This is a genomic window from Agromyces sp. CF514 (assembly GCF_900113185.1).
Taxonomy (GTDB): domain Bacteria; phylum Actinomycetota; class Actinomycetes; order Actinomycetales; family Microbacteriaceae; genus Agromyces.
Genome location: NZ_FOZD01000001.1, coordinates 2,608,861 through 2,622,150, shown reverse-complemented (window position 1 = coordinate 2,622,150; position 13,290 = coordinate 2,608,861). Strand labels below are relative to the sequence as shown.

10 protein-coding genes and 1 pseudogene are annotated in these 13,290 nt (G+C 69.6%); 5 read left to right on the top strand and 6 right to left on the bottom strand.

What is annotated here, in order from left to right; genetic code table 11:
• Window positions 1-9: 9 nt before the first annotated feature.
• The 3 genes from BM342_RS11735 to BM342_RS19900 all read left to right on the top strand — a co-directional run bounded on the left by BM342_RS11735 (window position 10) and on the right by BM342_RS19900 (window position 1,733).
• The gene (locus tag BM342_RS11735; protein WP_092965906.1) at window positions 10-897 is read left to right on the top strand and encodes a metalloregulator ArsR/SmtB family transcription factor; all 888 of its coding nucleotides are present in this window, start codon (window positions 10-12) and stop codon (window positions 895-897) included.
• A 101-nt stretch (window positions 898-998) separates the two neighbouring features.
• Entirely contained in the window at window positions 999-1,418 is a 420-nt protein-coding gene (locus BM342_RS11730; protein ID WP_092965904.1) for an arsenate reductase ArsC, read from the top strand.
• A 171-nt stretch (window positions 1,419-1,589) separates the two neighbouring features.
• A complete protein-coding gene (locus tag BM342_RS19900; protein WP_177232143.1) occupies window positions 1,590-1,733 on the top strand; it encodes a hypothetical protein in 144 nt (47 codons plus the stop codon).
• A gap of 134 nt (window positions 1,734-1,867) precedes the next feature.
• On the opposite strand, the gene BM342_RS11725 is transcribed toward BM342_RS19900, so the two are convergent.
• The gene (locus BM342_RS11725) at window positions 1,868-3,496 is read right to left on the bottom strand and encodes an MFS transporter (RefSeq protein ID WP_092965902.1); all 1,629 of its coding nucleotides are present in this window, start codon (window positions 3,494-3,496) and stop codon (window positions 1,868-1,870) included.
• A gap of 519 nt (window positions 3,497-4,015) precedes the next feature.
• On the opposite strand from BM342_RS11725, the gene BM342_RS11720 reads away from it, so the two are divergent.
• Window positions 4,016-6,556, top strand: coding sequence for an Ig-like domain repeat protein (locus BM342_RS11720; RefSeq protein WP_143109848.1), 2,541 nt, complete (start codon window positions 4,016-4,018; stop codon window positions 6,554-6,556).
• Between the two features lie 169 nt (window positions 6,557-6,725).
• Here BM342_RS11720 and BM342_RS11715 read toward each other — a convergent pair whose 3' ends face one another.
• Complete coding sequence (locus BM342_RS11715) at window positions 6,726-7,733, bottom strand: zinc-dependent alcohol dehydrogenase (RefSeq protein ID WP_092965898.1); 1,008 nt, start codon at window positions 7,731-7,733, stop codon at window positions 6,726-6,728.
• Between the two features lie 34 nt (window positions 7,734-7,767).
• Entirely contained in the window at window positions 7,768-8,679 is a 912-nt protein-coding gene (locus BM342_RS11710; protein ID WP_092965896.1) for an SMP-30/gluconolactonase/LRE family protein, read from the bottom strand.
• A 139-nt stretch (window positions 8,680-8,818) separates the two neighbouring features.
• Here BM342_RS11710 and BM342_RS11705 point away from each other — a divergent pair, with 139 nt between their 5' ends.
• Entirely contained in the window at window positions 8,819-10,534 is a 1,716-nt protein-coding gene (locus BM342_RS11705) for an IlvD/Edd family dehydratase (RefSeq protein WP_092965894.1), read from the top strand.
• Between the two features lie 22 nt (window positions 10,535-10,556).
• Here the strand turns inward: BM342_RS11705 and BM342_RS11700 are convergent.
• From BM342_RS11700 to BM342_RS11690, 3 genes and pseudogenes are all read right to left on the bottom strand, one after another.
• Window positions 10,557-10,742 (bottom strand): annotated as a pseudogene (locus tag BM342_RS11700) (heat-shock protein HtpX); the annotation flags it as partial.
• Window positions 10,743-10,862: 120 nt separating this feature from the next.
• The gene (locus BM342_RS11695) at window positions 10,863-12,485 is read right to left on the bottom strand and encodes a family 43 glycosylhydrolase (protein ID WP_143109847.1); all 1,623 of its coding nucleotides are present in this window, start codon (window positions 12,483-12,485) and stop codon (window positions 10,863-10,865) included.
• An 84-nt stretch (window positions 12,486-12,569) separates the two neighbouring features.
• Window positions 12,570-13,223, bottom strand: a complete 654-nt coding sequence (locus BM342_RS11690; protein ID WP_143109846.1) for a TetR/AcrR family transcriptional regulator — start codon at window positions 13,221-13,223, stop codon at window positions 12,570-12,572.
• Between the last annotated feature and the right edge of the window lie 67 nt (window positions 13,224-13,290).

The window sequence follows — 13,290 nt, the reverse complement described above, 5'->3', positions numbered from 1 at the left end:
CTTTGGTCTATGGATGCTTCGGCGGACTCCGCGCGCGAACTGCGACTCGTTGCAGATCCCACCCGAGCGCACATCCTGCGCAGCATCCTCGAAGCCTCCGACGGTCGGGTCCTGGTGGGGCGTCTCGCAGAGGAACTCGAGCTGCGTCAGCCGACCGTGAGCCATCACATGAAGGCGCTGCTGGACGAGGGTCTCGTCACGAGGCGGCCCGACGGACGACGCACCTGGTACTCGCTCGCAGACGGGCATGCCGACCGCCTCGCGGAAATCCTCCGCGCCGAGAATCCACCCGTGCCGGTCGACCCTGTGCTGGAGCGAATCGTTCGGGACCTCAGCGACCGGTACCGCGGCACCTTCGGCCCTGAGACGGTCGAGCGCTACGTGCGGGAAAGCTACGACCTGCTCGCAGAGCGGCCGGCGCCTGGCCGGCGCCTGCCCTCGCTCACGGCCCAGTTCGCCGCCGATCGACTCGATGCGCTCGCCCGCGTGGCACCGACCTCGAGCCCGGCCGTTCCCGAGGTGCTCTTCGTCTGCGTGCAGAACTCCGGCCGATCGCAGATGGCCTCGGCCATCCTCCGGCACCTGGCCGGCGACCGGGTGCACGTCCGGACCGCGGGCTCGGACCCGGCCGGCGAAGTCCGCAGCTCCGTCCTCACCGCGCTCGACGAGATCGGCGTGCCATTGGCGGGCGAGTACCCCAAGCCCCTCACCGATGAAGTCGTCCGCGCGGCAGACATCGTGATCACCATGGGCTGCGGCGACGCCTGCCCGATCTACCCCGGGCGCCGCTACCTGGACTGGGACCTGCCTGACCCCGTGGGCAAGCCGCTCGCCGAAGTACGACAGATCCGCGACGACATCGAGCGCCGCATCCGCGACCTCCTCGACACGCTCTGATCCCGAGCCCTCGCCTGGCTCGACATCTCGAACGACGCATGTGGAGGGTGAAGAATCTGCTTCAGGTAGTCAATTGATAGATAACCATCTATCATTTGACCATGAGCACTGAGAAGCCGTCCGTCTTGTTCGTCTGCGTCCACAATGCCGGGCGTTCCCAGATGGCCGCCGGCTACCTCCGCGAGCTCGGAGGCGACCGGGTCGAGGTCCGGTCTGCCGGGTCCGAGCCGAAAGACCGGATCAACCCTGTCGCCGTCGAAGCCATGGCTGAAGCCGGAATCGACATCACCGGCAACATGCCGAAGATCCTCACCGTCGATGCGGTGAAGGAGTCCGATGTCGTGATCACGATGGGCTGCGGCGACGCCTGCCCGATCTTCCCCGGCAAGCGCTACGAGGACTGGGTGCTCGAGGACCCGGCCGGCCAGGGCATCGAGGCGGTCCGCCCGATCCGTGACGAGATCCGCCGTCGGGTCGAGGAACTCATCGGCGAACTGCTGCCAGCCCGAACGGGCGTCTGATGTTCCCAGACCGCCGCCGCTCCTGACATCCGATCCCACCGTCAGCGCGGTCGTGAATCGCGCTGTGCTCACGCCGATCCGCTGGCCGCCTGCTGGCTTCGGATTCCTTGAAGCATCGACCGGAATCCGTCGCGGGCGGCCGCGACGATGCTGTGCGGCCGGGTCGCGGTCATGCGCCATGGCCGCCTGGTCGAGATCGGCGACTCCCGTGCCGTGCTCACGGAACCGAGGGACGAGTACACCCGTCGCCTGATCGCGGCGGCACCCGTGCCCGACCCGATCGTGCAGCGAGCGCGGGTGCGCAGCGACGGTTGACCGGTCACTGTTCAGAGCGATCCCGAGATCGAATTGGACGACTGAAGGTTCGATCGGCGCCATCGCCTGCATTGCCCGTAGCGCGGATCATTTTCGCGGGAATCGGCCGGATGCAGCCACCTGAGCCAGGACGACTAGGTCGTCACCGCTTCGTCGACCGGCTCCTCCTCGTTCGCGACGATCTCGGCGGGGAGATGTCGCGACAACAGCAGCGAGAGCACGAGCAGGGCGAGGACGATGAAGAGCGCCTGCTTGAGCGCGACGATCTGCGAGTCGGCGTATTCCTGGGCGACTGCCGCCGCGGATTCCTCGGAGCCTCCGGCAGCGACGATGAGATCTTCGGCCTGCTGCTGCGAGATGATCGGCACTCCGCCTTCGATGTAGGCGCTCACCGCCTGGCGCTCTTCGGGGGTGATCGTGGCGTTGTTCTGGACCGCCGTCGTGAAGCCCGAGGCGAGGAGGAGGATGAACATCGATCCGACGATCGCCGTGCCGAACGACGAGCCGAGGTTCTGGAAGGTGCCCTGCAGTCCGCCCACCTCGGAGGTGTCGTCCTTGTCGACGGCCGACATGTTCACGTTGCCGAGCTGCGAGGCGAGCAGGCCGAAGCCGCCGCCGATGATGAACATCCCGATCGCGAACGGCCAGCCCTGGAGTTCGGGCTGGATCGCCACGAGCACGAACAACAGTCCCACGGCCATGGTGATCTGGCCGATCTGGGCGATCCGCTTGGCGGACCGGCGCGACGTCGCCCACGAGCCCAAGGCCGAGAAGACGACGAGCCCGGCCGAGAGCGGCAGGATCTTCAGCCCCGTCTCCAGCGCGTTCTGGCCGAGCATCGTCTGCAGGTAGACCGGAATCACGAAGAAGAGGGCGGCGATCGCGAAATACTGCACGAGGAACCCCGAGAGGCCGCTTCGCAGCGCACCGATGCGGAAGAGGCTCACCTTGAGCAGCGGCATCCGTCCCGCTGCGATGAGCGAGCGCTGGCGCTGGACGAACCACCACAGCACCACGATGCCGAGGATGATCAGGTACGTGACGGGGGAGATGCCGAGCGGCGCGAACTCGACCCCGTTGATCTGGGGCGGATTGAGCGGCACGAACCAGCCCCACGTCTTGGACTGCAGCACGCCGAACACGAGCATCGCCATGCCTCCGGCCGAGAGCACCACGCTCAGGATGTCGATCTTCACGTTCGGGTTCGCCGCGACGTCCTTGATGCGACCCGAGAAGACCAGGACCACGATCATGACGATGGTCTCCGCGACGAAGACGTACCTCCACGAGGAGTACGTCGTGACGAGACCGCCGATGAGCGGTCCGGCCGCAGCGGCGAGACCCGTGGCGGCTCCGAGGATCGAGAAGGCGGCGACGCGGGCCTTGCCCGTGTAGTTGATGGCGGCCAGAGCGGCGATCGCAGGGATCACGAGGACGGCGCCGAGCCCTTCCACGAGCGACCACCCGAACAGCAGCACCGTCAGGTTGGGGCTGATCGCCGTGATGAGCGATCCGAGCCCGTAGATCACGGCGCCGATCTTGAGGGCGCGCGATCGACCCCACTTGTCGCCGAGCTTGCCGCCGGTCAGCATGAACGCAGCCATCGTCAGCGTGTAGAAGGTGATCGCGGCCTGCATGCCCGTGATCGTCGTGTCGAGGTCGGAGGCCACCTGCGTGATCGACACGTTCATCACGGTGCTGTCGAGGACCATCACGAACTGGGACACCGCGAGGAGGACGATCACGAGCCAGTTCTTCTTCATGGCCGGAGCATAGACCCGGATGACTCCGCGGACGTGGATCGCAACTCGTGCAAGCAGCAACGAGGTTTGCGATCAGCGAGTTCAGGCGGTCGGCTCGTCGATCACGCGGACGGCGGTGAGTACTTGCAGGGCGTGGGCACCCCCGTGGCGCGAAAGCGCTTGATGCACGGGCAGGAATCTCGAGACAATCTCGCATCCGCGGGCTGGGCGGGCATATTCTTCGGGTGACAGTACCCGCATCGCCGCGGTCGGCACGTCGGCCGACGGGTGTACGACCACCGACCTGGAGGTCCAGTGTCCCGCCCCCGCACTCGCCCCCGCACCGCTCGCCGGACGCTGTCGGCCCTCACAGCGCTCGCCGTCGGCGCGGCGCTCGCCCTCGTGGCAGCGCCGCTGGCAGCATCAGCCGACGGCCCGACGACGTTCACCAGCACCGCATCCATCGCTGTGCCCGCGACCGGTTCCGCGAATCAGATCGGTCCGGCGAGCCCGTATCCCTCTGACATCACCGTCTCGGGGATGTCCGGAGCGGTCTCTGCGGTGACCGTCACGCTCACCGGGCTGACGCATGGCGCGCTCAACGACGTCGATGCGCTCCTGGTCGCCCCGACGGGCGACAACCTGATCGTGCTCTCCGACATCGGCGACCCGAACCAGCTGGCCACGGCGTCGAACGCCGACTTCACGTTCAGCGACGGCGCGGCATCGAACGTGCCGCCCCAGGTCAACGTGCCCTCAGGCACGTACAAGCCGACGGACGTCGATCCGGGCGGCGCGGCGGACGCCTTCCCCGCACCGGCTCCGGCGCCGTCGACCCAGACGACGTTCGCGGGCGCGTTCTCGGGTATCGCCCCCAACGGCTCGTGGAGGCTCTTTGTCGTCGACGATGCGACCGGAGACATCGGGTCGATCTCGGGCGGCTGGAGCCTCACGCTCACGACCACGGCGGCGGATGTCGCGACGACAACGGTGATCACGACCTCGGCCACGCCCAGCCAGACCGGCGCCCCGGTCACGTTCACCGCGACGGTCGCAGCAGCGGGCGGGCCCGTCACCGCGGGCTCGGTGCAGTTCTCCGATGGAGTGACGAATCTCGGAGCGCCCGTTGTGCTGAACGGTTCAGGACAGGCGAGTCTCACCACTTCGGCGCTTGCGGAGGGCACGCACCAGATCCGTGCCGTCTACAGCGGGGCGACGGGCTTCCTGACCAGCAACGGCGCACTCGCGCAGCGCGTCGACAACGTCACGGTCGTGACCGGCAACACGTACTGCAACACGGGCGTCATCACCGTTCCCATGGTCGGCACCGCGTCGCCGTATCCCTCGAACGTCTCCGTGACGGGACTCACGAGTGCGGTGACGAAGGTCACGGTCGCGCTCAAGGGGGTGTCCCACACGTCGCCCGTCGATCTCGACATCCTGCTGTCCGGACCGGTCCCGACCACGAACGCCGTGCTGATGAGCGACACCGGGGGCACGACTCCGATCTCCTCGGTCGATCTCACCTTCGACGACGCTGCAGCGAGCCTCGTGGGCAGCGCTCCGGCCACAGGCTCCTACAGGCCGACCGATGTCGAACCCGGTGATTCCTTCCCGGCACCGGCGCCCGCGGCGAGCGGTGCGACCGCGCTCTCGGTCTTCGCAGGCGGGAGCAGCAATGGAACGTGGAGCCTCTGGGTCGTCGACGACGCGACGGGTGATGCCGGGTCGGTCTCAGGCGGTTGGTGCCTCACGATCGAGACGCAGGTCGCGACCACCACCGCGGTCACCTCCAGCGCGAACCCGTCCACGGTCGGCACCGGCGTGACGTTCACCGCCGCGGTCACGGCAGGGGGTGCTCCCGTGACCGCCGGGACCGTGCAGTTCAGCGACGGTGCGACGCCGCTCGGCGGCCCGGTCGCGGTCGCCGCCGACGGGACCGCGACCTTGACCACCTCCGCGCTCGCCGCGGGCGTGCACCCCATCTCCGCAGAGTATGGAGGCTCGCCCGCGTTCGGCGCGAGCTCGGGATCGCTCACGCAGACGGTGGGCACGCTCGCCACTGCCACGACGCTCACGGCGGCTCCAGATCCGTCCACGGTCGGCGACAGCGTGACCTTGACCGCCACCGTCGTCGCCGGCGGCGCTCCGGCTTCGGCCGGGACCGTGCAGTTCAGCGACGGTGCGACGCCGCTCGGCGGCCCGGTCGCGGTCGCCGCCGACGGGACCGCGACGCTCACCACTTCGACGCTCGCCATCGGCTCGCACGCGCTCACCGCGGCGTACGGCGGCACTGCCGCCCTCGGCGGAAGCAGTGGATCCACGACGCTCGAGGTGCTCCCGGTCGTCGACGCGGGCGGGCCGTACGCGGTCGCCGAGGGTGCAGGCCTCTCCCTCGACGGCAGCGGCTCGACGCCGGGTGCGGCCTACGCCTGGGACGTTAACGGCGACGGCGACTTCTCGGATGCCACGGGGACATCGCCGACGCTGGCCTGGGCGCAGCTGGAGGAACTCGGCATCGACGACGGTCCGACCACCGTCCCGCTGAGCCTGCGCGTCACCGTCGACGGGGTGAGCGCCACCGCGGCCACCACGCTCGACGTGACCAACACCGCCCCGACGGCCGTCAACACGGGCTCCCTCGACGCGATCGCGGGCACGCCGTTCACGACCAAGGTCGGTGCCGACGACCCTTCATCGGCCGACCTGGCGGCCATGTTCACGTACACGATCGACTGGGGCGACGGATCGCCCGTGGAGACGGTCACCGGACCGGCCGACCCGCCGGTGACCCACACCTACTCCACGGAGGGCACGTTCGCTGCCGCGTTCACCGTAGAGGACAAGGACGGCGGCAGAAGCAGCGTGACCACCGTGAACGTGCGGGTCGCGCCGGCGGCGGTCACGCCGACGCCCACTCCGACACCCACGCCCGAGCCCGCGCCGACCCCGAGTCCGACGCAACCGCCGCTCGCGGTCACCGGCGGAACCGTCTCGGCGGTGCCTGCACTCCTCGGCGCGCTCGCGGTCCTGGCGGGCGTGGCCGCCCTGTTCCTCGAGCGACGTCGACGCGCGAGCTGACCCGACGATGTGCGGTCCTGCGGTCGGGTCGTCGTCGAGGATTCGGGCCTCAGGTGGCCCTGGGCGCGCGTCGGGCCTCGCACCGGTCAGGCCGAAGGTGGCGCACAGCGCACCGCCGGCCGGAATGCCGCGGCCCGAATGCGTGCGGCCGAGGGCCGCGGCATCCGTGTCAGATGACGGCCTGGAACTTCGGGCCGGCGCCGGCCCCCGCAGGGCGCTCGCCTGCGAGCAGGGGTGCGAGGTCCTCGAGTTCGACGGTCGCGGCGATGAGCGGGCGAGGATCGACGGCTCCTGAGGCGTACGCCTCGATCGCGCCCTCGAGCCCCCCCGAGGCGCTGAGGATGCCGACGGCGGTGACGTCCTTGATGGCGATGGTCCGGGTGTCGACGAGGCTCGGGCTGCCAGCGAGCCCGATGAAGACGACGCGCCTGCCGGGCTCGACGAGGTCGACCGCCTTGGCCGGCAGCGCCGGGTCGTTCGAGGCGTCGATCACGGCATCCCACGGCAGGTCGGGCAACTCGTCGGCCTGACCGACGTGCTCGAATCCCAGCGCGCGGGCGAAGTCGAGCGAGCGAGTGCTGCGGCCCACGAGGTGCACCTCGGCACCGCCGGCCCTGGCGAACATCGCGGTGAGCAGGCCGATCGTTCCGGCGCCGAGCACGAGCGCCCGATCACCGGGTCGGAGCGCTGCGCCTCGCACCGAGCGGAGCGCGTTGCCGCCCGGCTCGATCATGGCGCCCATCGCGTCGTCGACGTCGTCGGGGAGGGCGTGGAGCGCGCGCGCCGGGATGGCGACCCGCTCGGCGAGCGCGCCGTGTCGGCCCCCTCGGATGCCGACCTCCGCCCGGAACTCGCAGACGTGCTGCCGGCCGTCTCGGCAGCGGGGGCAGACGCCGCAGCCGAGCATGGTGTCGCCGGTGACTCTTCGCCCGAGCCAGCCGCGCTCGACGCCGTCGCCGAGTGCCGACACGGTGCCGGACCACTCGTGTCCGATGCGCATGGGAAATCCGGCGTGGCCCTCGTGGAGGTACTGCATCTCGCCGGTGAAGAACTCGACGTCGGTGCCGCACACTCCAGCACGGGCGACGTCGACGACGACCTCGCCAGGGGCCGCGACGGGCGGCGGAACGTCTTCGACGCCCGCATCATGCGGCCCGCGGATGACGAAGGCCTTCATCGCGGTGCGCGCGGGTGCGGTCGTGGCGGGCGGCTCATGAGGTCCCTTCCCGGGCCGGTGGCAATCGACCGGACCAGAGCGGCTGAGGAGCACCGGCGACGCCGGGACGGACGGTGAAGAGCCGGCCTGAGTCCGGGTACCTGGTTCGGCCGACGTCGTCGAGGTCGCGGTACGAGGTCGTGATGACGAGCGTCGCGAGGTCGGCGCCGGCGAAGGCGACGCTCGAGGTGAACGGCGCAGGCACGTCGATCACGCGCACGAGGTCGCCGGCGGGGGAGTACCGGTGCACCTGGCCGAGTCCCCACACGGCGATCCAGAGGTGATCTTCGGCATCGATCGTCATGCCGTCGGGGTGGCCGTGGGTGAGGGTCACGTGCACCTCGCGCGTTCCGGATGCGCCGGTCGCGACATCCCACGACCGTCTGAACACCGTGCGCCGGCCGGTGTCGATGCTGTACAGGGTGCCGCCATCGGTCGACCATGCCAAGCCGTTCGAGAGGCTGAGGTCGGCATCGAGCGTGCGGATGCCACGGTCGTCGACGACGACCAGCACCTCCGACTCCGATGCGCCGTCCATGCGCAAGGAGCCGACCACGTAGCGACCGGCGGGATCGGGCCTGCCGTCGTTGAGCCGGCGGCCGCTGCCTGCGGCGACCACTTCGACGCCGACCGCGACCTCCCCGGTCGGACGCCGTCGCACGAGCCGGCCGTCGAGCGCGACGATCCAGTCGCCGTTCTCCGCAGGAGCGACCGCGCCGACCCTGCCGTCGAACTCGACCCGGTGGACGACCCCGAGGGTGCCGTCGTCGGCCAGTTCGCCGCAGAGCACCAGGCCGGATTCGATGTCGACCCAGAGCAGTCGCCCGCGCCGGTCATCCCAGCAGGGCCCCTCCGCGAGCACGTACGCGTCGGTCGTGGCGACCTGCACGGCGGCGATTTCGGTCACGACATCCTCGTTCTCTCGGTCGACGGCGACGAGACTGGGGGATCGAGGGGATCTCGATGCGTCATCCGATATCGATGCCTCCGGAACATATGCTTAGCACGGTTCCAAGTACTCGTCTCGAGGTTGCGAGGGGTGCAGCATGACGAACGGCCTCAGGAGCTCGGAATGGTATGCGGGCGATGATCGCAACGCGTACATCCACCGGGCGTGGATGCGTCGCGGCGCGCCCGAGAGCGCCTTCCATGGTCGCCCGCAGATCGCGATCGCGAACACCGCGTCCGACCTGACGCCCTGCAACGCCCACCTCGACGAGGTCGCGCAGTCCGTGAAGAACGGCATCTACGAGGCGGGCGGGATCCCGCTCGAGCTGCCCGTGGTCTCCCTCGGTGAGACCCAGGTGCGCCCGACGGCGATGCTCTGGCGCAACATGGCCGCGATGGCCACCGAGGAGATGCTCCGCGCGAACCCCATCGACGGCGTGGTGCTGCTCGGCGGATGCGACAAGACGATCCCGTCACTGCTCATGGCCGCGGCATCCGTCGACCTGCCTGCCGTGGTGGTGCCGGGCGGGCCGATGCTCACCGGCCACTTCCGCGGCGAGGCGCTCGGCTGCGGCACGGACGTGTGGCGGCTCAGCGAAGAGGTGCGGGCCGGAACCCTCAGCCAGGACGACTTCCTGAAGTCGGAGTCTGCGACCATCCGGTCGAAGGGGCACTGCAACACCATGGGCACCGCCTCGACGATGGCGCTCGTCGCGGAGGCGCTCGGCACGATCGTCCCGGGCTTGGCCGGAACACCCGCTCCCGACGCCCGACTGCTCGAGGCGTCGCACGAGACCGGTCGGCTCGCCGTGCAGTTGGTCGCCGATGACCGACGGCCGTCGACGTTCCTGACGAAGGCGAGCTTCCACAACGCGATCGTCGCGCTCGCCGCGATCGGCGGGTCGACCAACGCCGTCGTGCATCTGCTGGCGATCGCCGGTCGGCTCGGCATCGACCTGGAGCTCGACGACTTCGATCGCATCGGTGCCGAGGTGCCGCTGCTCGTCAACCTCCGGCCCGCCGGTGCGTACCTGATGGACGACCTGCACCGCGCAGGCGGGTTCCTCGCGGTGCTCCGCGAGGTCCGCGACCTGCTCGATCCCGACGCGCTCACCGTCACCGGGCGGCCGTTGGTGTCGTACCTCGACGAGGCGCGCATCTGGGATGCCGACGTCATCACGCCGCGCGACGCCCCCCTGCAATCGGCGGCCGGCATCAGCGTGCTGCGTGGATCGCTCGCGCCCGGCGGGGCGATCATCAAGCCGTCGGCGGCGTCGCCCCACCTGCTGAAGCATCGCGGCCGGGCCGTCGTGTTCGACTCGATCGAGGACTTCCACGCCCGCATCGACGATCCGACGCTCGAGATCGACGCCGACAGCGTCATGGTGCTTCGCGGATGCGGCCCCAAGGGCTACCCGGGCATGCCCGAGGTCGCGAACCTGCCGCTGCCGAAGAAGCTCCTCGAACAGGGTGTGCGCGACATGGTGCGCATCTGCGACGGCCGCATGTCGGGCACCGCGTACGGCACGGTCGTGCTGCACGTGACGCCCGAGGCCGCGGTGGGGGGCCCGCTCGCCCTGGTGCAGACGGGCGACTGGATCACGCTCGATGTGCGCGCCCGCAGGCTCGACCTCGAGGTCGCCGCCGCCGACCTCGCCGCGCGCACGCCCAATCGGGCGACGCTCGAGGGCTTCGCGAAACCCCGGGGCTGGGAACGCCTCTACGTCGACCACGTGCAGGGCGCCGACACGGGCGCCGACCTCGACTTCCTGGTCGGCGGGAGCGGTTCGAGGGTCAGCCGCGAGTCGCACTGACCCGATGCGACGGCCGTTCGCGGCAGCCCATCGTGATCACCACGTCGGATCCCCTCACCGCATCGACCGTGAGGATCTTCGGCGTGCTGCCGGTGATGTCGATTCCCGCCTCGGCCATGGCGACGACGGCGACGGGGTTGATCTGTTCTTTCGGCTCGGACCCGGCGGAACGGACCTCGATCCGATCTCCTCCGAACGCTCGGAGGATGCTGCGCAGGATATGCGCTCGTGTGGGATCGGCGACGAGCCGCAGTTCGCGAGCAGAATCCACCGAGACATCCAGAGACCAAAGTCATCTAACGGGCATCGGAGGCGGCGGCGCCGGTGTCTACGGGCTGAAGGCGAACTCGATGAACTCGGCCGTCGGCACGCCGCCGTCGACCACGAAGTAGATCGCGTGCCTGCCGGACACCGGGGCGGTCGTGGCCGAGAACGTCGCCGCCTCGTCGCGCGACGAGACGCCCAGGGGGATCTCGGCGATGCGCTCGCCGTCGGGCGCGTCGAGACGCACCTCGATTCGACCGCCCGCGGTGGCGCGCATGCCGACCGCGACCGTGGCGGGCGCTGCCCGCCCCGAGCCGAAGTCCAGGTACTTGACGCCGATGACCGCCCCGGGCGTGAGGTTCGTCACGACCTGGGTCACGGGATGCCTCGAATGATCGTCGATCGCGCCTTCGGCGTACCGGACCTGTTCGATGCGCGGCGCTGCGGACCGCTTCGCCGGCCGCCGTCCCCTGCGGTCGGTGAGCACGCAGGCCATCGCCGCCGGCCAGACGCGGAACGCCGGAAGCGCGTCCTTCGTGAAGCCGAGACTCGTGTACTCCGCATGCCCGAATCCGGTCGGGGTTCGCTCGAGTGCGACCGCGGTCGCCTGACGGCTGCCCGGGAGTCGACCGGTCTGGCGGTGGTACATGAGGTACCACGTGTCGCCGAGCTGCACGAGGCCGCCGTGCGTGTTCCCGACCTTGTCGGTCGGGCGCTTCTGGCCGCCGTGGCGCACGTTGCCGAGCGAGACGAGGATGCCCTGATACTCGAACGGCCCGCGCGGATCCGTCGCCGTCGCGTAGCACATCGCGTTCGTCGAGCCCGGACCGACCGCGTAGTACACGAGCACGTAGCGGCCGTTGATCCGGCGGATGCTCGGGCCGTTGGCCATGGCCATGCCGCGGGTCCTGATGAGCCCCGGCCAGGTGGACGGCACCATCATGCTCGGCACCAGGACGTTGGACGCGTATCGGCCGGTCTCGGGATCCGCGAGCACCGTCCGCATGTCGCGCACGTCGAGTTCGACGACGCGGCAGGAGGCGAGGCCGAAGTAGAGGAAGAGCCGTCCCTGATCGTGGATCACGGACGGGTCGTACATGAAGTGCTTGGCCTTGCGCGGGCGGATCCGCAGGCCCCTGCCGTTCGGGCGTTCGATGACCGCGATCCCGCCCCCGAACGCCATGTCGCCGTCGTCGATTCCGTCGTGGTCGTCGATCCAGCCATCGGGCTTCTCGCTGTCCGGGTAGCGCACGCGCCCGAGGTATTCGAAGGGCCCGACGGGGGAGTCCGCGACCGCCACGCCGATGCCTGCGGACGAGAGTCCGACGCCGTAGTACAGGTAGTAGCGGCCCTTGACCTCGATGACGTCGGGGGCGAAGAGGGAGTGCATGAGCGGGTCGACGGTGCCCGCCGCGAGTGCGGCCGCGAGGAACGGGTCCTGGTCGCGGCGGTAGATGATTCCCTCGTACCGCCAGGTCGACGGGTCGTCGACGGATGCCGACCAGGTGACGTAGTCGCCTTCGCACATGCTGCCCGTGCCGACGAGGTCATGGGAGCCGTAGAGGTAGACCCGATCGCCGAACACGCGGGGCTCGGGATCCGGGACGTACTCGAAGCTCGGCAGCACCGGGTTGATCGAGGAGGTGTCGGGCCCGTAGTCCACCTCGGTCGGGTCGATACCGCTCATGTCCGTCGTCGTCCTCTCCACGGCTGCCTCATTGCGTTACCTACATTAGCGTAGGTAAGCCGAGCTCGTGGACCGACGATCCAGTCAGGGCATGCGGTGGAATGCGACCGTCGTCGCGCCGCCGTTCACGACCGCACCGCCGTTCTCGGCGCGATCGCCGTCCGTGGCGCGTCGGCGGGTGAAGAGGTCGTCGGCGAAGGCCGCCCACTGTTCGAGGAAGTCGATCGAGGGATCGCGCAGCCAGTTCTCCTGCAGGCCGTCCATGAACGAATGGATCTCGATCGCGACCTCGCGGGCCGGTCGCTCGAACCCCTCCAGGAAGTCCGTGAGGTACCCGATCGTGCGCACCCAGCGCTCGATGAAGTAGTCGTGCGCAGGGTGCTCCGGATCGAGCGCTTCCGCCGAGAGCACGGTGTACAGCCGGATGATCTCGGGCTGGGCGAAGTTGCGCCGGACGAGCGTGTCGAGCATCGCGCGGACATCGCGTGCAGGCATCCCGGAGCTCTGGAGCACGGCCTGTGCGTCGTTCTCGTCGCGGGCGGCGAGCACCGCGAGGAGGATCTCCTCCGCGGATGCGAAGTGGTGGAGCACGCCGGCCCTCGTGATCCCGCATGCACGGGCCAGGTCCGTGATCGTGAATCGGCGGAAGCCGACCTCGGAGATGAGCCGGCTCGCCTCCTCGACGAGCTGCGCTCGCCGCTCGGCCGGGAGCATTCTTCTTCGCGCGATCTCGGTCACCCCTTCAGCATCCCATCCCGGGCCATTCCCGTGCCCGCTTCGGCGCCGGGCGGCGCGGCATCCGCAC